The 22,337-nt window shown below is 53.0% G+C and carries 19 protein-coding genes; 9 read left to right on the forward strand and 10 right to left on the reverse strand.

What is annotated here, in order from left to right; translation table 11 throughout:
• Positions 1 to 140 precede the first annotated feature (140 nt).
• From BLU70_RS11525 to BLU70_RS11550, 6 genes are all read left to right on the forward strand, one after another.
• A complete protein-coding gene (locus BLU70_RS11525) occupies positions 141 to 2,549 on the forward strand; it encodes an EAL domain-containing protein (protein ID WP_074693544.1) in 2,409 nt (802 codons plus the stop codon).
• 15 nt (positions 2,550 to 2,564) lie between these two features.
• Positions 2,565 to 3,581, forward strand: coding sequence for a Gfo/Idh/MocA family protein (locus tag BLU70_RS11530; protein ID WP_040290337.1), 1,017 nt, complete (start codon positions 2,565 to 2,567; stop codon positions 3,579 to 3,581).
• Between the two features lie 206 nt (positions 3,582 to 3,787).
• On the forward strand, positions 3,788 to 5,158 hold the full coding sequence (locus BLU70_RS11535; protein WP_006447798.1) for a mandelate racemase/muconate lactonizing enzyme family protein: 1,371 nt from the start codon (positions 3,788 to 3,790) through the stop codon (positions 5,156 to 5,158).
• 29 nt (positions 5,159 to 5,187) lie between these two features.
• Positions 5,188 to 5,967, forward strand: a complete 780-nt coding sequence (locus tag BLU70_RS11540) for an SDR family NAD(P)-dependent oxidoreductase (RefSeq protein WP_074693545.1) — start codon at positions 5,188 to 5,190, stop codon at positions 5,965 to 5,967.
• Positions 5,968 to 5,984: 17 nt separating this feature from the next.
• Positions 5,985 to 6,761: an SDR family NAD(P)-dependent oxidoreductase gene (locus BLU70_RS11545; protein WP_040290379.1), complete on the forward strand. Its 777-nt coding sequence runs from the start codon at positions 5,985 to 5,987 to the stop codon at positions 6,759 to 6,761.
• Between the two features lie 28 nt (positions 6,762 to 6,789).
• On the forward strand, positions 6,790 to 7,647 hold the full coding sequence (locus BLU70_RS11550) for an RraA family protein (RefSeq protein ID WP_074693546.1): 858 nt from the start codon (positions 6,790 to 6,792) through the stop codon (positions 7,645 to 7,647).
• A gap of 104 nt (positions 7,648 to 7,751) precedes the next feature.
• Here BLU70_RS11550 and BLU70_RS11555 read toward each other — a convergent pair whose 3' ends face one another.
• Together BLU70_RS11555 and BLU70_RS11560 are read right to left on the reverse strand one after the other, a co-directional pair.
• On the reverse strand, positions 7,752 to 9,014 hold the full coding sequence (locus BLU70_RS11555) for an MFS transporter (RefSeq protein WP_100218682.1): 1,263 nt from the start codon (positions 9,012 to 9,014) through the stop codon (positions 7,752 to 7,754).
• A gap of 311 nt (positions 9,015 to 9,325) precedes the next feature.
• Entirely contained in the window at positions 9,326 to 9,592 is a 267-nt protein-coding gene (locus BLU70_RS11560) for a hypothetical protein (RefSeq protein ID WP_074693547.1), read from the reverse strand.
• A 215-nt stretch (positions 9,593 to 9,807) separates the two neighbouring features.
• Here BLU70_RS11560 and BLU70_RS11565 point away from each other — a divergent pair, with 215 nt between their 5' ends.
• Together BLU70_RS11565 and BLU70_RS11570 are read left to right on the forward strand one after the other, a co-directional pair.
• The gene (locus BLU70_RS11565) at positions 9,808 to 11,460 is read left to right on the forward strand and encodes a copper resistance CopC/CopD family protein (protein ID WP_074693548.1); all 1,653 of its coding nucleotides are present in this window, start codon (positions 9,808 to 9,810) and stop codon (positions 11,458 to 11,460) included.
• A gap of 15 nt (positions 11,461 to 11,475) precedes the next feature.
• Positions 11,476 to 12,138 (forward strand): YcnI family protein, encoded by a 663-nt coding sequence (locus tag BLU70_RS11570; protein WP_244885193.1) that lies wholly within the window; start codon positions 11,476 to 11,478, stop codon positions 12,136 to 12,138.
• 63 nt (positions 12,139 to 12,201) lie between these two features.
• Here the strand turns inward: BLU70_RS11570 and BLU70_RS11575 are convergent, their stop codons facing one another.
• Together BLU70_RS11575 and BLU70_RS11580 are read right to left on the reverse strand one after the other, a co-directional pair.
• The gene (locus BLU70_RS11575) at positions 12,202 to 13,185 is read right to left on the reverse strand and encodes an inorganic phosphate transporter (protein WP_074693550.1); all 984 of its coding nucleotides are present in this window, start codon (positions 13,183 to 13,185) and stop codon (positions 12,202 to 12,204) included.
• Positions 13,186 to 13,198: 13 nt separating this feature from the next.
• Positions 13,199 to 13,810, reverse strand: coding sequence for a DUF47 domain-containing protein (locus tag BLU70_RS11580; RefSeq protein ID WP_006447807.1), 612 nt, complete (start codon positions 13,808 to 13,810; stop codon positions 13,199 to 13,201).
• A 275-nt stretch (positions 13,811 to 14,085) separates the two neighbouring features.
• Between BLU70_RS11580 and BLU70_RS11585 the strand changes: the two genes are divergently transcribed.
• Complete coding sequence (locus BLU70_RS11585) at positions 14,086 to 14,283, forward strand: hypothetical protein (RefSeq protein WP_040290343.1); 198 nt, start codon at positions 14,086 to 14,088, stop codon at positions 14,281 to 14,283.
• 102 nt (positions 14,284 to 14,385) lie between these two features.
• Here the strand turns inward: BLU70_RS11585 and BLU70_RS11590 are convergent, their stop codons facing one another.
• The 6 genes from BLU70_RS11590 to BLU70_RS11615 all read right to left on the reverse strand — a co-directional run bounded on the left by BLU70_RS11590 (position 14,386) and on the right by BLU70_RS11615 (position 22,170).
• Complete coding sequence (locus BLU70_RS11590) at positions 14,386 to 15,582, reverse strand: ROK family transcriptional regulator (protein ID WP_244885194.1); 1,197 nt, start codon at positions 15,580 to 15,582, stop codon at positions 14,386 to 14,388.
• 148 nt (positions 15,583 to 15,730) lie between these two features.
• The gene (locus BLU70_RS11595; protein ID WP_074693551.1) at positions 15,731 to 18,100 is read right to left on the reverse strand and encodes a glycoside hydrolase family 3 N-terminal domain-containing protein; all 2,370 of its coding nucleotides are present in this window, start codon (positions 18,098 to 18,100) and stop codon (positions 15,731 to 15,733) included.
• Between the two features lie 39 nt (positions 18,101 to 18,139).
• Positions 18,140 to 19,018, reverse strand: coding sequence for a carbohydrate ABC transporter permease (locus BLU70_RS11600; RefSeq protein ID WP_083341276.1), 879 nt, complete (start codon positions 19,016 to 19,018; stop codon positions 18,140 to 18,142).
• Positions 19,018 to 19,908: a carbohydrate ABC transporter permease gene (locus BLU70_RS11605; RefSeq protein WP_040288929.1), complete on the reverse strand. Its 891-nt coding sequence runs from the start codon at positions 19,906 to 19,908 to the stop codon at positions 19,018 to 19,020. Before BLU70_RS11605 ends, BLU70_RS11600 begins: the two co-directional genes overlap by 1 nt.
• A gap of 59 nt (positions 19,909 to 19,967) precedes the next feature.
• Positions 19,968 to 21,329, reverse strand: coding sequence for an extracellular solute-binding protein (locus BLU70_RS11610; RefSeq protein WP_244885195.1), 1,362 nt, complete (start codon positions 21,327 to 21,329; stop codon positions 19,968 to 19,970).
• 211 nt (positions 21,330 to 21,540) lie between these two features.
• Positions 21,541 to 22,170, reverse strand: a complete 630-nt coding sequence (locus BLU70_RS11615) for a DedA family protein (RefSeq protein WP_237716449.1) — start codon at positions 22,168 to 22,170, stop codon at positions 21,541 to 21,543.
• Positions 22,171 to 22,337: the final 167 nt, after the last annotated feature.

Genomic DNA, 22,337 nt, shown 5'->3' on the forward strand with positions numbered 1-22,337 from the left:
TCCAAAGGGATTCCATGTCTTTGTCACGAATTGAGTACCTAACAATTTTATTGCGCTCCACTGTTTGCTGACCGCGCCTACGGCATCAGTAGAACCTGGAACACGCAGCGGTTCGCGCTTTGAAGGGATGATTGTCTGACGTGCACATCGCGTCTCAACACTACCATCTGGGACTTGTGATACTCTCCTATATCGTCGCGTCGCTGGCATCGTACGCGGCCTTGGATCTGGGGCGGCGCGTCGTCGAAACGCGCGGCTCAACACAGACATGGTGGATGGTTTCCGGCGGCGCAGTGATGGGCATTGGCATCTGGTCGATGCACTTTATCGCCATGCTCGCACTCATGTTGCCTGTCGCCATGACATACAATTGGGGCATCGTCGCACTGTCGCTGGTATTCGCAATGCTTGGTTCCATCATTGCGCTGTTTGTGGTCGCCCGCTTGCATCGATTGCGTTTCAAATTCGGCATCGGTGCGATATTTATGGGCGCGGGCATCGTTAGCATGCACTATACGGGCATGGCCGCGATGCGGCTGGCCGGATCGTTCTCCTACAGGCCGCTATTGTTCGCACTGTCCTGCGTCATTGCCGTTGGCGCGTCATTTGTCGCGCTGACGCTTGCCTTCGCATTCGCACGTGCAAACGGCTGGCGCGCCTATGGCATCAAAATCGCTTGTGCGCTTGTCATGGGCGTCGCCGTCGCAGGCATGCACTACACCGGCATGTGGGCGACCGTCTTCCGCGTCAACAAGGACAGTCCGCAGATGGATATACCCGCCCATGGCGCGCTCGCTATCGTCGTCGCCATTTTTGGCGTCATGGTTCTCTTGCTGGCCATTGCAACAAGTATTCTGGATCGCCGCCTGCAAGCAGACCGACGTCTCATCCAGTCTGCCGATGAGCGCTTCCGCTCGCTGTACACGTACCACTCGGATGCCATCTTTACGTTTGACACGCACGGCAACTGCCTGGACATGAACGCACAGGCGCGACGCCTAATTGGCGAACTGGCGGCCAGCCTGGATGCGCCGGCGATGTTGTCGATGATCGAGGAGGGCGATCGCGCAGAAGTCATTGGCGATTACAATCGCGCCATCAAGGGCGAAACGACGCATTCCGAATTCGCCTTACATGGTCCGAACGAACAGACCGTGATCGTCAGCGCCATTCAAATTCCCATTCTCGTCGATGGCGAAGTGACTGGCGTATTTATCATCGCCCGCGACATTACCCGCGAACGTGCCGCTGCGGACCAAATGAATCATATGGCGTTTCACGACGCGCTCACGCAACTGCCCAACCGGCGGATGTTTGAATCCGAAGTGGATCAATTTATTGCGCAAGCCGACACGAGCGCAGAGATGCACATTCTATTCGTCGACCTCGACCGGTTTAAATCGGTCAACGACACCCTTGGGCACGAGTTTGGCGATAAGCTCTTGCAACGTGTCGCGTGGCTGATCGAGGATGTCGTTGGCAATCCCGGCTTTGTGGCCCGCATGGGCGGCGATGAATTTACCATCACGTTGTTCAATCAACCACTGCAGTCGGCCATTGATATTGCAAACACCTTAATGGAACGATTACACCGCCCTCTTTTGATTGAGGACAGATCCATTTATGTGACTGCAAGCTTGGGCATCGCCAGCTATCCGCGGCATGGTTGCACGCGGGACATGCTGTTGCGCCATGCGGATTTGGCGATGTATACAGCCAAATCGTCTGGACGCAGCACCTATCACGTATTTGAGGAGGTTACCGCCGCGACGGCCATGGCGCGCCTGGAGCTTGAACAGGAACTGCGCGAAGCGGCGGAAAAGGGCTTGTTTCAATTGGTCTACCAGCCAAAAGTAAACGTCGCCTCAGGCGAAACGGTCGGCGTCGAAGCCTTGATTCGTTGGACGCGGCGGTCTGGAGAACAAGTATCTCCCGCCGAATTCATCCCGATCGCGGAGGAAACAGGCCTTATTGTCCCCATCGGCGAGTGGTGCCTGCGCACCGCCGCACGACAGGCGAAACGGTGGTTGGAAGCAGGTACACCGCGAAAGGTCGCTGTCAATCTCTCGCCGCACCAGGTCATGAACGAGCGTTTTCTTGGCATCATCAGTGGCATTCTTGAGGAGACAGACCTGCCGCCGGAATATCTGGAAGTCGAAATTACGGAAAGCGCGATGATGGATGCAGATATTGCCAATCACTTCCTTAGTGGTTGCCGTGCGCTTGGTATCGAGGTCTCGCTGGACGACTTTGGCACAGGCTACAGCTCGTTGAGCCGATTGACGAGACTTCCCCTGAATCTCGTCAAAATTGACCGCTCATTCACACAACATGTTTCTACGCAGGAGAAGGCGCGCGCACTTGTGCGCAGCATCATCGACATTGCGCACAACTTGGGTATGCGCTGCCTTGCCGAAGGCGTGGAGACGCAAGAACAACTCGCCGTCATCCAGTCGCTCGGCTGTGATGAGGCCCAAGGCTTTCTGTTTTCACGTCCGGTTCCTCCCGACGCGCTGAGTCACAACATGGCGCCGTCGACAAAAGCCTAGACTGAGGTGATTCTCATGGAAACAAACTACCGTGTCATCGTCGCGGGTTGTGGCGGCATGGCCAACACGTGGGTGGACGATTTGTTGCAGAGACCGTACGTGCAAATTGTCGCCCTAGTTGATATCCGGCGTGAAAGCGCTGAGGCCATGGCGGCTCGTCACGGTCTTCACGTGCCCGTGTTCGAACGGATTGAGGACGCCTTGTCCGCTGTTGCCGCAAACCTCGTAATTGACGTCACGATTCCAGAAAGCCACCGGGCTATCGTGACCACCGCCTTGCGGGCCGGGTGCGATGTATTGGGTGAAAAACCAATGGGGGCAACACCTGAAGACAGCCGTGCCATTCTGACCGCCGTTCACGACAGCGGACGGCGATATGCTGTCATGCAAAACCGGCGCTATCACCGCCAACTCCGCTCGCTGAAAACGGCCTTGGACGACGGTATCATCGGAGATATCACGTCAGTGTATGCCGACTTCTTCATCGGTGCCCATTTCGGTGGCTTTCGGGATGCGATGGAGCATCCACTGTTACTCGACATGGCCATCCACACATTCGACCAGGCGCGCTTTTTGCTTGGTGCCACGCCAGTTTCCGTCTATTGTCACGCATTCAATCCAAAAGGCTCCTGGTACCAAGGAGCGGCAAGTGCCATCTGCATCTTTGAAATGAGCGATGGCTCAATTTTTAACTACAGGGGCAGTTGGTGTGCAGAGGGATGGAATACGTCGTGGGAAGCAACGTGGCGGATCGTTGGCAGTCGCGGCACCGCCTTGTGGGATGGGAACAACACTTTGCGCGCGCAGGTCGTCGATGAAGCGGCTGAAGGATTCATTCGCCCGTGTAAAGAGCTAGAAATTCCGGTTACATGGCAAGGGCGTGAAGGCCATGCCGGTTGTTTGGATGAGATGTTTCAAGCGCTTGCCGAGCAGCGGCTTGCTGAAACGGATGCTACAGATAACATCCACAGTTTGAATATGGTGTTTGGCGCCATTGAGAGCGCTCGCACAGGCCAAAAGGTTCCTCTGTAGAACCATTGAGCAAGGCATGATGGCCGCCTTCGGACATGGAACGGCGGCCATTTGCGTATACGTTTTTGAAACCGTTTGCAGGAATCTGAATAAGGAAAACGAAACAGTATGAATGGACAGACGAAATCGGTTGCGCTTCTTATGCCGACCACAGGAAGGAGGAATCCTGTGCGACCAGGGATGCCCCTGGCTGTATAGGGACCATCATGGCGACATCTGAGACCTACGAAGAGACACTCGCGCATGTCAACACACACTCAAGCCCGTCAGAGCTGAAAATTACCGACATACGATTCGCCGACATCGCCGGTGCACCGATGCACTGTAGCCTCATGAAGATTTACACGAATCAAGGGCTTGTCGGGTACGGCGAGGTTCGGGATGGAGCGAGTAAAACTTATGCGCTCATGTTGAAAAGCCGATTGCTAGGCGAGAATCCGTGCAACATCGATAAGTTGTTCCGCCGCATTAAGCAATTTGGCGGTCACGCCAGACAAGGCGGCGGCGTGTGTGGAGTCGAGATTGCACTCTGGGACCTCGCCGGAAAGGCATACGGCGTTCCGGTATATCAGATGCTCGGTGGGAAATTCCGCGATAGCATACGCATGTATTGCGATACCGACGTGCACGGCAAGCACGATGGAACGGCGATGGGCAACGCCTTGTTAAAACGCATGGAAAAAGGTTTCACCTTTCTGAAAATGGACCTTGGTATTGGCCTTCTACTCGATGAACCAGGTACCCTAAGCGCCCCCCTTGGATTCCTTGATGAGATGAAACGCCTCACTCGTCCCACGCATGCGCCTATAGACGATTGGGAACGGCGTCAGCGCCGCAACCGCGCATACGACCTGATGAATATAGCTCACCCCTTCACGCACATCCACGTCACGGAAAAAGGCCTCGACATTCTTGAGCAATATGTTGCCGACGTTCGCGCCGTGATCGGCTACGAAGTGCCACTTGCGATCGATCACTTCGGCCATATCGGTGTCGACGATTGCATTAAGCTGGCGCGTCGCCTTGAGAAATATAACCTGGCCTGGCTGGAAGACATGGTCCCCTGGCAACTGACAGATCAATACGTCAAGCTGTCGCGAGCTAGCACCATTCCCATCTGCACAGGCGAGGACATCTATCTTAAAGAAAACTTCCGGCCACTGCTGGAATCCGGGGGTGTATCCGTCATTCACCCCGACGTCCTGACGTCTGGCGGCATTCTCGAAAACAAGAAAATCGGTGACATGGCGGAGGAATATGGCGTCTCCATGGCCGTGCATATGGCAGAAAGCCCCATTGCCTGTATGGCGGCGGTACACAGTGTCGCCGCGACCAACAACTTTATTGCGCTCGAATACCACTCGGTCGACGTTCCTTGGTGGGACGATCTCGTCGACGGGTTGCCCAAGCCAATCGTCGATCACGGCTTTATCCGCGTCCCCGACAAACCCGGACTTGGTATTGAAGCGCTTAATGACGACGTGATCCGCGCTCACCTGCATCCCGACATCCCCGGTCTATGGGAACCGACCGATACGTGGAATGACGAATGGTCGCACGATAGGCTTTGGAGTTAGTGACCTGCCCTGGCAAGGAGGAATGGCCGATGACCAATCGGCGCGTAGCACTGATTTCGGATGCAAGCCAAGCGTTTGGCATCGCAACGGCCAAACGCTTGGCGCAAGACGGGATGACGCTCGTCCTCAATGGCCCGCCAGGTCCTGGTGAGCAAGTGGTGGCCAATCTTGCACAAACCTTGCAAGCAGACGGTCATGACGTCTTGGTAGCCACAAGCGATTTGGGCGCTACGGAAACAGTGGAATCGCTGTGCAACGACGTTGTCACGAGGTACGGCCGGATTGATCTATACGTGCACACGCACAATCGGGTCGACCGTGGTGCCGTCGCTTCACTGCCGCATCTGCTTGTCCGGGATGCACTCAACTTCAACGCCAAGACAGCCTTTCTTTGCACGCAGGTATTGGGACGACAGATGGCTAAGCAAGGCGCCGGCTGTATGGTCTACGTCGGATCTATCCACGGTGAAAAGCCGACAGGCTGTGCGTTTTCCTATGCCTTGGCGCAAGGTGCCCTGCAAATGCTGTGCAAGGAAGCCGCACTCGAACTGGGACGCTTGGGCGTGCGGGTCAATCTCATCGCCATGGGACCCGTCGATGGGGACGATGAACAGTTTTATAGCGACATTTCGGACTTGTATCTGGATTATCAGTACAAAGTCCCCTCGGCGACGCTGGGAACGGCAGACGATGTCGCAGAAGCCGTGGCCTGGATGGCGAGCGATGCAGCGAAGTATTTAAACGGTGCCATCATTCGTCTGGACGGCGGTTTCCTACTGCACTACATGGACCACAAGATGAAGCGATGAAGGCAGAGGTGAACGACGTGAGCCTGCGAGGAAAGGTGGCCCTTGTCACCGGCGCTGCGGCAGGCATTGGTCGCGGCGTCGCGATTGAACTGGCTCGCCAAGGTGCACGCGTGGCCATCAACGATGTCGATCGCCCCGACGCTGCGAACATAACCCTGCAGATGGTGCGCGAAGCAAGCGCCGACGGCATGATTATACAAGCGGATGTGGCACATCCAGAGCAGGTGCAGGCGATGGTCGAAGAGGTTGTGCGGCGCTACGGCCACATCGACGTCCTGGTCAACAATGCGGCCATCCAGCCAAACCTTGGCCTTATGGATTACGACGATGCTTGGTTCGATCGCGTAATGTCCGTTAACCTGCTCGGCTATTTGAACTGCATTCAGGCTGTCGTTCCTGTCATGAAGGGACAGCGACGAGGCAGAATCGTCTGTATGTCATCCGTCCATGCAAAGCGTCCAACCGATTTCGATACGGTCTACGCGATGAGCAAAGGCGGAATCAAGATGCTCGTGCGCGAAAGCGCGATCGAACTCGCGCAATACGGGATCACGGTGAACATGATTGAGCCGGGTGCTGTACAGGTCGGGCGTAAAAGTGGAAACCCCCGCCCCATCGTACCACCGGATCGCGTGACAGAGGAAAGCCGGCGCCGGGGGGCGCGCAAATTCCCTTTGGGGCGCATCGGAGTCCCCAGCGACATCGGCCATATCGTCTGTTTTCTCGCATCCGATGAGGCGGAATTTATCACTGGAGCGGCCATTCGTGCGGACGGTGGCAGTATGCTGTTATAAGCCTGCGCTTTCAAAAGGAGATGGGCATATGAAGTTCAACAATCGAGACGATATCATTCAACTCACCCCATTGTGGCAGGGTGAGCGGTTTGACGACGGCCGCCCCCGTGTGCCCGACGACATCCTTCGCAGGATGGAGCGAATTACGAACGAGGAGGCGTGGGCCGTCCTTGAGCGACACGGCTATCGCTATCAGTTCGAGGGCAACCTGCGGATGGTACACCCCAACAAGGTGTTGGTTGGTAGGGCAGTGACAGCCGTCATGGTGCCAAAGCGCCCAGATTTGCACGATTACCTGCTCGAATACGGGCAAAAGGAAGAAGGCCGCAAGGGTTTTTTTAACGTCTGGGTGATTGACACGCTGGTAGAGGACGATGTCATCGTCGTCGACATGTTCGACAAAGTGGTGGAAGGCACGTTCTCCGGCGGTAACCTTTCAACGACGATCGCGACGCGTACAAAGCGCGGTCAGGTCATCTACGGCGGTATTCGCGACCTGCAGCAAATCCTGGAGATTGAAAACTTGCAGACCTACTATCGAGGCATTGATCCGACGCCGATACGCGACGTGACCCTCATCGGCATGAATGTGCCCTGCCGTATCGGAGGAGCCATTTGCATGCCGGGGGACGTGGTACTCGGGACTCCCGCCGGAGTGACATTCATTCCTCCACATCTCGCGGAGGAAATCTGCATTAGCGCGGAGAAGACCAGGCTGCGCGACATGTTTGGATTCGTTCGCATTCGCGAAGGCAAGTACAGCTCATCAGATATCGACGTCGCCGAGTGGGCTCCAGAAATCGAGGAAGACTTTCGTCGTTGGCGCGAAAACAACACGCCTGACGATTTGAAGCATCTCGTGTGGGATGAACAGCCCAGTGTCTGATTGGGCCCGCTTTCTCCGAAATCGCGTGGACTACAAAACACCCCGCCGGGTCAAGGCGGGGTGTCCCTTTTTCGTAAGCTTGATAGACCCAAGCTACACCCGAATTACACACTCATCGATGGAGTGGTATTTCGAGCCGAGCGACGGCGGACAGGCGCTGTCTCTTTCAGGGTAAAGGCGATGAATCCGCTTACCGCAGCCCCAGCTGCAGCAATCCAAAGCGGGGCCTGCAACCCAAAGTGATCCGCCGCAACGCCAGCGATTGAGGGAATCGCCGTTCCACCAATCAGCTCGCCCACCATTTGCACAAGACCAACAGCTGTACCGACATACTTTGGCGAAAGTGATTCACCAGGCACGACAACCATGAACAAGGGAAAACATGCCTGACCTGCGCATGTGAGAAATCCGATGACGGACATCACGAGCACGCTGCCATGAATCAAAGCCAAGCAGACGGGCGACAGGACAGCGACAAACGAGAACAGCACAAGCGTCGGCTTACGTCCCCACTTATCGGAGATGTAAGGACCCATAAACCCCCAGAAGAATGTGCCCAACCCCATCGCGGCTGTGATCATTCCCATTTGCGGGCCAGTATACTTGTCATATTCGACCAAAAACGTCGGCGCAAACGTCGTAAACGCGAACAACCAGGTCATCATCAGGGCAGCAATGGCCATTGTGATCCAGATGTTACGCGTGCGGAAGATCACTGGATAGTCTTCGCGGCGTAGACGATGTTCGTGCTTCGCGAGTTGTTCTTTCGACATGCGTTTGTTCGGATCTTTCATCCAGAACAACAGAACGAAAAACATGATGAGTCCCGGGATACCTGCGATATAAAAGCCAGCGTGCCACGAATACTTGGTGGCGACAAACGTCAGTACAAGCGGACCAACCGTCGATCCGATAAGCCCCAAAGAACTTTGTACAAAGCCCATGTTAAACCCACGGCGCTCCTCCGAAGAATCCGCGATCACGGACGCCTGTGCGATGGGTAGCACAGGACCTTCGGAAACGCCCATCAAAGCGCGGATCGACAACATGGCACCAAAGCTTTTGGCAATACCGGACAGGAATGAAAACAGCGAAAACGCCAGCGTGATCGGCAAGAGGACATTTTTGCGCGAGCCGATAAAGTCTGAAATTGTCCCAAACACAAAACCTGAAAGCGACCAACAGATGGCTAATACCGACACAATGAGGCCCAACTCTGCGTTGTTAAATTTCAAATCCGGCCCGAGGAACGGAAATAAATAGACAACACTGAGGCGTTCCATGAAAACAAAGCCGAACGTAAAAAACATCATCAAGACGACGCCATTTTCATACCTGAAAAACGACTTTTTCGGCTCATCGCCCACTTTGAACACCCTTTCCCTGTTACATTTCAATAGGTATACGCGAACCGGTATCTGCAAGCGCTTTCAATCAACTGTTAGAACGCTGCTATTTTGCCGGTACCGACCCCTCTCTTTGAGATATTCGCGACAGGACAACACATCTTACTGTAACTACTGTGTGATAACCATACGACCTCAGCAAATGATGCATCAATCCTATTGTTCCTGTATGCGGAACTGTCAGACCATATTTCATACCATTCGTGCGCAAATAAAGGGGCTTCCACTGGCATAGCGCCATCTGCGGATAGCCCCTTCCTTTTCCCTTTCAATTATCTCTCGTATTTGTGCCACTTCCGAGTATCGTGAAACGCCATGCGCATGTAGACAGCTGCAGCCACGATGGCGGATAACACAGCCACCCCCGTCGCCACACACAAACCAAACTCCCACATCACGGGGTCCCCACTCACCACAGGCTGGATTGCCATTTCGTTTCCATAAGCGGCAACGAAGTAGTTTTGAGCAAAGAGCCAAATACTCAACGAAGAGAGCAGAAATAATCCCGTACAAACTGCAGCCAGATAGCGAATTCTCATTTCGCCACACCTCCATATCTTGTAGACGATGCCAACCCATCTTCCGTTTCAGATGCATTCATACCTTTGTCGGTGAAATGTAACGGTGTGTTCATAAAACGCCCTCGAACTCGTTTGATTCAACTTATAATCTCCCATAATGTTTGTGATGGAATGCCTAGAAACCTCGAGGCTCTGCGGCTATCATCTCAGGTTCTGATAAAGGGGGTGTAAACGTGCTTGACACAACCAGTTACAGAAGGCACGCTGGACGATTTTTGATTGTGGCGATTCTCGCGACACTCACTGCGCTCACCTTTCGCCCCGCTCCGGTTTGGGCACACGCATACGTTGTCCAGTCCAGCCCCGCTGTCAGCCAATCGCTCAAGCATTCGCCAGGTATCGTCGAAGTCGAGTTCGATGAAGACGTGCAACTGATGCCCGGTGGCTTGTCCGTGACAAACGTTGACAATCAGCGGATCGATTTAGGAGACGGGCATGTGAACCCGACCAACCACCGCGAGATCGACATTCACATCCCGAAAGAACTGGCTAACGGACTGTATACAATTCATTGGCAAGTGGTGTCCGCCGACGGGCACCTCGTTTCTGGTACCATCCCATTTGGCATTGGGATCGATGTCAACGCTCTACACCTAGGAGCGAGTGAAACAGGATATACGCCTGGTGTCTGGATGGTGATCGATCGCATCTTACAATACGCCGGCCTGTCTCTGGCGCTGGGTGGCGCCGTCGGCTTGCGACTTGCCGAGGTAGCTTTTCCATCGCTTCGCCATCGTACCTGTAAGGCCTTGGTGGCCATCGGCTGGTTTATGCTCCTTATCGGCATCTCTCTCGATCTGCCTTTGCAGACGGCAATCACATGGAATGTTCACGGAACATCAGCATTCTCAGCACGATACATTGAGCGCACGCTGAACCTGACCGTATTTGGCTACCTGTGGATTGTACAAATGCTCATCCTGCTCATCGTGCCTCCGATGATTGCGTCGCTGCTACCCGCCAAAGCTCGCCATCGGACTTGGTGGATAGCGTTGCCGCTGTTTCTTTTGCCGATCGCGATGGGATTTTCGGGGCATGCGATCGCCGAAAATAGCCCTGCATTACCCGTGTTCGCTATCGTTATCCACCTGTACGCCGCTTCCATTTGGGTCGGCGGCATTGCGGCCATACTTGCACTCGTTGGGCAGGTAGCAAAACAACCCGTGACTTACGACGCTCTCTTGCGCAGAACAATCTCGCGTTTCTCCAAGATTGCCCTGATATGCGTCGCCGTCCTTGGACTAAGTGGTCTATATTCAGCTTTCTTGCATATCCCAACGTGGTACGCATTGTTCCATACCGATTATGGACATACACTCATTGTCAAGCTCGCACTTTTCTGTCTTATGCTGATCTTTGCGTCGGCTCACGCATTACGCCGGCAAGCACCGCGCGGCACGCTACGTCTATTTATGGGCCTAGAACTGCTTATAAGTGTGGGCGTATTCGCCATGACGGCCATTCTGACCAATCTGCCGACAGGGGACAACCATCCTGGCCCAGTCGACGCGGTGCATAACGTCGATGGCTTCAGGATCACATTGTCGATCACGCCAAACCATGTGGGTGAAAACCAGTTTATTGTGCGTGTCCAAGCGGAAAACGGAAAACCGGATACGGCTATTCAGCAGGTGGCATTGTCCTTCTCGTCAAAGACGGTCAATCAAGGTGCGGAAGAACTCCGCTTACTTCCACGCGGCCCTGGCGTTTATGCGGCAAATGGACTTGCCCTCTCTGGGGGTGGCCGCTGGAATGTCGCGGTCGATATCTTGACGAACGATTTTCACGATGTGATAACAACCTTCCCTATTCACGTTGGACAATGACGAGGAGGAGAGATGATGAGGCAACGAGTAGGCAAATGGCTGGCAACGATAGCAGGTGCACTCGCGACGTTGACAGCAGCCAGCACGGTCTTTGCGCACGTCGTGGTCATACCGGACAATCCAACCCCTCCGACAGCCGGAGCATGGGAACAATATACGATGCGCGTGCCCTGTGAACGCACGGATCCCACGGTAAAAATCGTGCTGAAGATGCCGCAAGGCGTACAATTCGACGACTACGAACCAGTTCCTGGATGGACTGTGTCGACCAGTCAAACAGGCGGATCGCAAATCGTCACCTGGCAAGCGACAGGCAACGGTATCTCACCTGGACAGTTTATGGAGTTCCCGTTCATCGCCAGTAATCCGTCGACACCGGGCGATGTGGCTTGGGATGCATATCAGTACTATAAGGATGGCACCATCGTTACTTGGACAGGCCCTACAGGATCTGCGACACCGCACTCTATCACGCAGATCGTATCTGCCGATGGGACAGCTCCGGTAATTTCCAACGCAAGAAGCGGAAGCACAAGTTCCACGACGGAGGCAAACGCGCCGACCTGGTCTGCCGGTTGGACAATGGCGGACACAATCATCCTTACGGTGTCCATCGTCTCCATTCTGCTGTCTGGATTGGCCCTTGCTTTCGCCTTGCGTAAAGACAGTGCGAAGTAAAGTCTGTGCGACAGAAGCATGCTTAGGCCCGGCCGATACACCCGCCGGGCCTTGCTATGACGCTTAAATTAAGAACAAACGAGTCAATAAGGCGGCAAGGAAACCTGTGATAGGAATTGTGATGAGCCAGGCAACCACAATTCGACCGGCCATCCCCCAATGCACGCCTTTAGGCCGTTTCGCTGCCCCCGAGCCCATAATGGCCGATGAAATGACATGCGTCGAACTGACAGGCAGTTTGAGCAATGTGAAACCGAAGATAATTGCGGAACTCGTCAGGTCAGAGGCAAATCCGTTGATAGGCTCGATTTTAATAATTTTCGACCCAACGGTCTTAATGATTCGCCAACCGCCTGTTGCGGTGCCAACGCCCATGGCGACAGCACACAAGATTTTCACCCAGAAAGGAATATTCATCGTGTGCTGGTAGCCGCCGGCAATCAGCGCAAAGGTAATTACACCCATGGTCTTTTGTGAGTCGTTTGTGCCGTGCATAAATGCCTGTGCGGCGGCCGAAAAGCATTGCAGAAACCGAAACCCACGATTCACACGGTGTGGTGACATACCGCCGAATACCAGGCGCAAAATCCACATGATGATGTAGCCAAGAATAAATGCAAAAATAGGCGATGTGATCAGCGCTTCAATAATGGAACGAAAGCCCCCGTAATTGATTGCGCCAAAACCCGCAGCTCCGACCACAGCACCCGACAACCCGCCAATCAAAGCATGTGACGAGGAACTAGGAATGCCGAAATACCACGTAAACAGATTCCAAAAAATAGCCGCCACCAATGCAGCGAGCACGACGAGCGTTCCGTGCTGAATCTTGAGCGGATCGGCAATTTTACCGCCAATCGTCTTGGCAACTCCTGTGAACGTCAGTGCACCAATCAAGTTCATTGCGCCGGCGATAAGTACCGCAGCACGCGGCGACAGCGCACGTGTCGATACACTGGTTGCGATGGCGTTGGCCGTATCGTGAAAGCCGTTCGTAAAGTCAAAGCACAAGGCCAAAAGCACAATGAGAACAATGACAAACAGCATCAAACGGCCACCTCTACGCGTTTTTCAAGATCACAGACTCCAAGACGTCGGCGACGTCTTCGCAGCGGTCGGTGACATTCTCGAGAATTTCGTATATCTCCTTTAGTTTGATGAGTTCGATGGCGTCGGAACACTCCGCAAAAAGTGAGCGAAGAGCAGCATGCAACAATTGGTCTCCATGCTTTTCCAGGACATTCAATTGCTTGATGTGTTCGCGAATATGGAGCAGTTTGCGCTCGTTCAATTTGCGAATGGCTTGGGCAATTTCTACGGCACTGGCGTGAATGTCCTTCGCGAACTCGACCATCGTCGGCGTCGTACCGTTTACGTCGTACAGCGTAAAACGAACACTACATGCGTGAATGCCATCGATGATGTCATCGAGCGTCACGGCCAGCGTCACGAAGTCTTCACGCTCCAAAGGCGTGATGTATGTGTTGTTCAAGAGTGAAATCAACTTGCTGATCAAATCATCGCCCTTGTCCTCATACGCCTTCATTTGGTTGGCCAATGCACCAAAGTCGGCCCCCTCTGACAACTCATTGTGAAATGTCTTTGTAGCGACTTCGATGTTGTCTGCGATATCAACTAAATAGGTGAATAATTGATCACTTCGTTTCGACACAGTCCATCCCCCATCGAGTTCAATCGTTAAGAAACTACACGACTACGGTAAATAATTCGTTGTTTTTTTGTTAAGTTTGTGTAAAGAGCCTGTACCAGTCGTGCAAACCTTCTAGAATTGTTCACAACTCCGCGCACGTGGATTGCTGCACGCCTCGTCTGAAAGGCAGTATCCCCAAATTCACATCAAATTCACCGAAACGCAGCAGACGAAGAAATGAGAACCCAGTATGTTTTGAGGCGGTCGGGGTACCGTAAAGCTGAGGTGGTTGTGAAATGTCCCCTAAGCGTAGAAACGATTGGGCTTGGCCTGTCATCGGAGGCATTGGCGTAGGTTTAAGCACGATGTTTGTATGTATGCCGCAGAGTCGCGAAGCGATGGCGGATACGATTGAGCGGGCGTTGAATAGCGGACAACGGCGCCAGCGCAATCAGCAGCAGCAAGCGCGCGGATCGCAACCCTATGCGCCATGACGTAGGCGCAAATGAACAAAGACTACCCATCCCCAGTTGGGTAGCCTTCGTCAAAGAGGGAACACGTTGAAAATACCATTATTCCGAATCTTTGTACAGACCTTATTTTCCCGCAATCGAGCGAGTCGTCGTCTTGGCTCGCGGACCAGCGAAAAAGTCGTGCAACACGAGCGCCGCCGAGCCGATGGCACACGCATCGCGCCCCAGCGCCGACGCTTGCACGGCTACTTTCGCATACGGACTCACCAGACAGCGTGCCGAAATGGCCTGTTGAATCGCATCGGTGACCATGCGCCCGCCTTCGGCCAGGCGGTTGCCCAAGATGATCATGGCTGGATTAAGTCCGTTCGTCAGATTGACGATGCCGATGCCTAAATATCGACCTATCATTTGAAACGCTTGCATGGCCGAAGGATCAGACGCTTGATAGCGTTGCAGAATGGCGTCAAAATCCGCTGTCTCCCCGGTCAACTTCGCGTATACAGAACATAAACCACGCTCCGATGCATACAACTCCCAACATCCTACATTACCACAGGTGCAAGGGTCCCCATGTGCGTCAATGCTCATGTGGCCAAACTCGCCCGCGACACCGTCCGCGCCACGCATCAATTCGTCGCCCACCACGATGGCTGTTCCGATGCCTGTACCCGCGCTTACATACAGCAAATTCGACACATGTGTGGCCGCTCCATAAAGCTTTTCCCCAAGCGCCCCCGCATTGGCTTCGTTGTCGACAAAGACTGGCTTATGCAAGCGACTTTCCAGCATCGCCTTTAAGGGAATGTTGTCCCAGTGCAAATGCGGAGCCCGCAAGACAATTCCACGCCGAAAGTCAACGAGTCCGGGTACGCCAATGCCAATCCCAATGACGCCATAGTCCGTGACCGGAGCCTTCACCAGCGCCGTTTCGATACAAGTCACTAAGAACTCAAGAACATCTGCTGCCCCAGCCCGCTTGTCAATCGGGTGGTTGACGGCGTACACAACGCGTGCCGCAAAGTCCGTGATGACGATCCGGACATACTCGACGCCCAGTTCCACGCCCATCACACTGCCGGCATTGGCGTTAAACAATAACATAATTGGCCTGCGGCCTACACGCGACCGCCCTTGCCCGACCTCGAGAACGAGCCCTTCCCGGATTAACTCGTCGGTCAACGCCGAGACGGTCGCCTTGTTTAAGCCCGTCTCGGCTGAGATCTGGCTGCGCGAGATGGGGCTTTGAAAGCGGATTCTATTCAACACGATGTATTTATTAATCTCTTTCATCAATGCTTGATCTGCGGTGCGATCCAAGGGTCTATCTCCTCTGCCCACTGTATCGGCGACTAACAGGGTCGTTGGTTTTCATTGTAGGCCAATCTGCCGACAACATCCAGAGATGAATTGCGCGCCCTGCCGATCAAATGTCCGACAAGGCGCGCAAAATCCAAGTTTTCACGTTTTAACGCACATCGACAACGCCAAGTGAATGTACGGAAACTGGAGTTGTAAATACTTTTTGCTGTTCGATGTCGGAGGTCTCACCGACAATCTGGAATTCCCCGCGCAACCGGATATCGTCCGCCGCGGCGCCAATTTGCACTTCGATCGCGCCAGGTTCGACGACGTACTGCAGATTGCGGTTGTAAAATCCCAGCTGGTGCGCAGACAATCTGAACGTGACCAGCGCCGCTTCTTTCGCCTCTAGGTGCACGCGTGCGAAGCCACGTAGTTCCTGCACCGGCCGCGTCACATCGGCAGCGCGATCGTACACGTACAGTTGCACCACTTCTTCCCCGGCCCGATCTCCCGTGTTCTCGATCACACAAGACACGTCGACCGTGTCATGGATGCCGATCTCGCTTTGCGACAGAGCAAGTTCCCGATACGCAAACGTCGTGTAGCTGAGGCCGTGGCCAAAAGCGTACAGAGGTTTGTTGCTCTCGTCGACATACACACCTTTCCAGTGCGAGCGTCCGCCGCTTGGCTTATGGCCGTAGTAAATCGGAACTTGGCCCACGGATCGCGGAATCGTGATCGGCAGCTTGCCGGAAGGGTTCATGTCGCCAAACAGCACGTCAGCAATGGCAGGCGCGCCCTCCTCGCCCGGTAACCAGGCTTCAAGAATGGCGGGAACGTGTTCGGCAATCCATGTGATGGACAGCGGGCGTCCGCCGACGAGCACGACGACGGTGGGCGTACCTGTGGCGACAACGCGCTCAACCAACTCTTGCTGCGCACCCAATAACGTCAATGTCGCGCGATCCCGCGACTCGCCAGTCGTACAGCCATCGGTGAGCCCAGCGCGATCGCCGACAACGACAATCGCCACATTGGCCTGACGTGCAACGTGCTCGGCTTCGGCTATGCCGGATGTATCGTCGCCCAGCACATCGCAGCCCTTTGCGTACAGGACTTCCGCTCCATCCCCAACCTTGTCGCGGATGGCTTGCACGATGGTCTTCATTTCAATGAAATCGTCGACACTCTTCATTCCCTTTGGCATCGGAGAGTGGAACACATTGTCTTCGGACTGCTCCAGCAGCGACTCGATATGGCATGGGTATGCGTAATCGCCGACCATGTTGCGGATGCTGTCTGCATTGGGGCCGATTACGGCGATCTTTCCTCCATTTTCCAACGGAAGTAAGTTTCCTTCGTTCTTCAAAAGAACGATCGATTTGGCGGCTGCCTCGCGCGCCAACTGCCGCTGTTCATGATTGTCGAACAGGTTCGGTGCGCGGCCTTCATCGACAAACGGCCTCTCGAACAAACCGAGTCGGAATTTGGCCGTCAACACACGTCGAACCAAAGCATCGACTTGCTCTATCCGCAAGCGACCCTGGTTGACCGCCTCGACGAGTGGCCGTCCATAGACATCTCGGCTCGGCAGTTCCACATCGACGCCTGCCTCGACTGCAAATACGGCCGCTTCGACTTTGTCGCGAGCCACCTGATGATATTCAAACAATTGGTTGACCGCGAAGTAGTCAGACACGACAATACCCTCGAAGCCCCAGCGATTGCGCAAAGTCTCAACCAGGAGATCGCGGTTGTGGTGACAGGGTACACCGTCGAGCTCATGGTAGCCCGGCATGATGGATTGTAGCTTGGCCTCGCGCACAACAGCCTCGAATGGATAGAGGTAGACTTCGCGCAGTTCACGCTCCGGAATATGTGCGGGCGCCCAGTTCATGCCGCCCTCGGAGGCACCATAGCCCACAAAGTGCTTACCAGTGGCGATCACGCCGTCGCGTAAATCATCACCTTGCAGCCCACCGACATAGCCGATCCCCATTTGTGCAACAAGGTATGGGTCCTCACCAAACGTTTCTTCGACGCGCCCCCAGCGTGGGTCGCGGGTGACATCGAGCAGGGGCGCAAGCGCTTGCTGCGCTCCGACAGCGCGCATCTGCGTGCGGATCACCTCGCCGATTTTGCGAGCGATATCCTGATCCCATGTACTTGCGATGCCGATGCTCTGTGGAAAACAGGTCGCTCCCTTTGCCATATAGCCGCTACACGACTCCTCGTGCACGAGTGCAGGAATGGCTAAGCGCGTCTGCGTGAGCAAATGCTGTTGAATACGGTTGGCTAGACGCGCAACATCTGCGGGATCGAGGTTGGTTGCACCGCCAATGCGCGTGATTTGACCAATACCGTGTTCGAATAAGCTAGCCGCCTTGGCGTCGGAAAAAACGAGATCGTCAAGGACTTCGTAGGCCCATACAGACGTGAGTTGTGCTGCCTTTTCTTCGATGGTCATCTCGGAAAGCAAGAGTTCCACTCGTTCTTCTATCGGTAGATTGGGGTTTTGGTAATTGTGTTCCATTTTTACTCTCCCTCCTGATGCGAAGTCCATGGGCGACATTTATTTACCAAATCCAGCAAACATGCCGCGAAGGAGCCATCGACGTCCAAAGATATAAGCAAGAATTAGTGGTAAAGCGGAAAGTATCACGGCTGCCATGGTAACTGGAACATTCATCGTATATTGGCCCTGAAAGCTTACGATGGCCAATGGCATTACGCGTGAACTCGTACTTTCAGTAAGCACCAACGGAAATAAAAAGTTATTCCAAGCTTGCACAAAGTCATATATGGCGACGGAGACCAAGGCTGGAGTCGCCAAAGGCAGAACGAGTCGCCAAAGAATTTGGAAATCATGAGCCCCATCTAAGCCCATGGACTCATACAACTCGTTCGGAATGTCACGCACAAAGTTGACAAGAATCAAAATGGTTAAAGGCAATCCAAATGCGACAGATGGTAGGATGATCCCGATCAGCTTATCGTAGAGCCCCAGATCGGTAATCAAGATATAAATCGGGATGATGGCTGCTTGTATCGGTAATGCCAACCCTACCAGGAATACGTTAAAAACAGTCTGCACAGTCTTTGTTTTGCTTCGAACAATGACGTAGGCACACAAAATTGAGCAGCCTACAATGAGAACCACAGTACACAGTGAAACGATTACACTATTCAAGAAATAATGGAGAAACCCTGCCTGTAGTACCGTCGTATAGTTTTGAATCGTCGGGTGCAGTGTGGGAAGCCAAGGGATTCCCATTAAATAGCCTTGTTCCGACCTAAAACTGGTCATAATCATGTACAACACTGGATAGAAAGCTATCACAAGCCATACAAGACCAAGAAAGGTGAAGAACATGTTATACCACTTGGGCAAACGTATCGTTGATGTTCTAGCAAATTCGGTACCGTACTTGGTTGGAGCCGCCGTCGACATTACATCCCCTCCAGTTGGCTCTCCATCCTGTGGAAGCCGGTAAAACGCAATGTCAAAATGGAAAGGACTATACCGGCCACAGCCAGGATGACTGCAAGTACACTTCCGAGCCCAATATTTTGATTGGCGAACGCCTGTTTGTACATATCCATGGCCAAAACGGTCGTAGCCTCACCCGGTCCACCGTTTGTCAAAACATAAATTAGATCAAAGTACGTAAGTGACCCAGTCAGAATAAGAACGGAAGACGTGACTACTGTATATTTCAATTGTGGAATTGTGATATGGATAAATGAGCTCCATGGGCCAGCTCCGTCGATCCGTGCGGCTTCATATAAGGAATCAGGGATTTGTTTCGCGCCGCTCTGATACAGCAACGAGTGAAACGGGATAAATTGCCACGCAATGATCATACTGACGACCAACATAGCGAGATGAACGTTTCCCAGCCAATTCTCCGTCCCATTCCCAATTCCGACTGCCTTCAGTAAAGAATCCACTAGCCCGAAATTCGGATTTAGAATGTAGGACCACGTCACCCCTATCGCGACAGATGAAAACAATAGGGGAACGAAGTAAAATACGCCGAGAACCGCGCGGTGCCGTTGCTTGCCCGCCAGAAACACGCCAATAAGAAGGCTGATAGGCGTTTGAAAAATCCATGACAGTACCATTAGTTCAATGGTAAGGCGAAGTGCCATCCAAGCCTCGCCATCGGACATCGCTTGAGTCCAATTGGCAGTACCAACCCATTTCGCAGCACCAATTCCATTCCAGCTCAGCCCGCTATAATACACGGCAATAATCATAGGAAAGAGTGCGAACACAGCGAAAAACAACACGGCAGGGAGCAACATAATCCACCGCCGCCAATTCATACCTTCGCTCATCAAAGCCACATCCTAACCGCTTGAATTTCGGTGGCCCCGCTTGGCGGGGCCGCAAGATTTTACATATGCTTGTTCATATCTTCCGAAAATTGCTGCGGTGTCATCTGATTCAGGAAGAGCTTACTCAGATCCGTTAACAGTTCTTGGGCCTCTGCTGGCGGCAGCGCCTGATCCCAAGACGCTTGGAAATTGGGCGCGTTCTTGACGAGATCGTATGTGAACGACAAATATCCTCCATAGGTTGTATGTTTCAGCTGGCTCTCGATCCCCTTAACGGGTGGGACGTCTCCGATGCTAATCCAATCCTTCACGTTCTGGTTGTTCAATACCGCGTCTTTCAGGAACGTGACATCTGCCGCCTTGTTCTTAGACGCCATAGAGATGGAATAATAGTTGGATGGATTGCCTGCAATGTCATTGACATTCCCTTTACCACCCGGGATCCTCGGGAAAGGTATCCAGCCAAGGTTGCCTTGTTGTATAAACGCCTTGTCGTTCGACAAGATAGTAGCGAAGCCCCAACTGCCCATGAGCCAAAGCCCGGCACGGTTCGTATAAAGAAGAGCGGCATCCTCACTTTGATTCGAACTAACGGAACTGAATCCTGGTTCAAACGCACCAGCGTTGACCAACTGCTGAATCATGGTATTCGCCTTGATAAAGGCTGGGTTTGACCAGGCGTTCTTTTTGCCCGACAACACAGCATCAAAGACCTGCGGCCCGCCAATACGATCAACCAGGTACTCCTCGTACATAAGTTCGGGCCATTCATCTTTTCCGCCGAGCGAAATAGGAGCTATCCCGTGACTCTTTAGCACTTTAACGTCAGAAAGCAGTTGCATCCAAGTGCTTGGCGGAGTCAAATGATACTGTTTAAATACTTCCTTGTTATAGAACATCATAACCGGTTGAACATTGTCATTCGGCACACCGTAGATTTTTCCACCTATTGTAACCGGTTTCATCACAGATGGGAGGAAGCGGTTTTTCCATGAAGGATCTGCATTGAGTGCCGAAGTTAGATTGTATACATCGCCCGCTTTGACATAAGCCGCCAACGTACCGCCACCCCATCCGACAAAAATATCCGGAGGATTGTGGGCTCCCATAGCGATTTGGATTTTTTGCTTGTAGGGATCGTTTTCAAAGAACTGAACCTGTGACTGAATGTTCGGGTGTGTTTTGTTAAAGCTGTTGGACATATTGATGACCACTTGCTGTGCTGCACCTGTTTGAATATCCCAAATCGTCACCGTTTGCTTGCCGGTACTAGCCGCAGCTTGCGTCGCATTTGTGGTAACCTTTGCACTTTGTACGGAAGCATTGCTCACGCCACACGCACTGACCAAGCCGCTTAGGACAGACACTGTACCTACGCCAATTCCAAATTTCACAACCGTCTTTCGTTTCAATCTGAACACCCCTCTTGATTCGGATGTCAAACAAATATACGTAATCATATTCATGCGTAACGCTTAAATTCCTCCAATTTCGTGTTGTACCATCGTGCATTCCATTGACATATCCAACAGTTATTTTGTTGGGTAATCTGTCGAAAAAAAAAAAAAAAAAAGCACGAGAAGAGATCCATTTCTCGCTCGTGCCTACACAAACCGTACCTTTTTAAGACTTTTACCCCTCCAGCGACCGCTCATGATCCAGCGCCGCATGCATGCGTTTCTTCAACAACCAGTATCCGTAGCCACAGCCTACCACGACAATCACCGCCGGAACAATGCTAATCTGCCAGTGATGAAGAACAAACTTCCACAACCCGCCAATCACCCCACCCAGGGCAAGAAATGTGGCGGTCCACATAAATGACGCTAACAAATTCAATGGAATAAACACACGCAGAGACGTTCGGTTAATCCCTGCAAGATAGGGGACGATATCGCGAACGACGGCAATGTACTTACCGACGATGAGGATCACCCACGGATGTTTCTGAAACATGCGTTCACTGCTAGCCAACCGTTTCTCTGTAAGCCCTACATATTTCCCATAGCGCACAAGCAGTGGTCTCCCACATATGCGACCAATCCCATAGGCAATGGTCGATCCCACAAACGTTCCCAAAGCTGTAACAACAATGAGCCATCCAATATTCAAATGTAAGACGCCACTTCGAGACAAAACACCTGTCGTCGTCAAAGCCGTCTCGCCGGGAACGACCAAAATGAAATACTCCAACATCAACATCACAAACAAGCCCAGATATCCATAATGCTCGATTAGCGAAACGAGATGGATGATGGCCACCTCCAAAGAGAATTGCAACCCTTTCGGATCACTACGACATAGAGACGGCTTGCGCTCAAAAGCAGTTCACCAAATAGATTCGCAAGCACCGCCAAAAACATACAAAGTTAGATTGAACCAAATGTATCGCGACTACGTCTTTGTTCGTGTTATGATATCCGCCGATA

Origin of the sequence: Alicyclobacillus hesperidum, from assembly GCF_900107035.1 — a bacterium.
Classification (GTDB): domain Bacteria; phylum Bacillota; class Bacilli; order Alicyclobacillales; family Alicyclobacillaceae; genus Alicyclobacillus; species Alicyclobacillus hesperidum.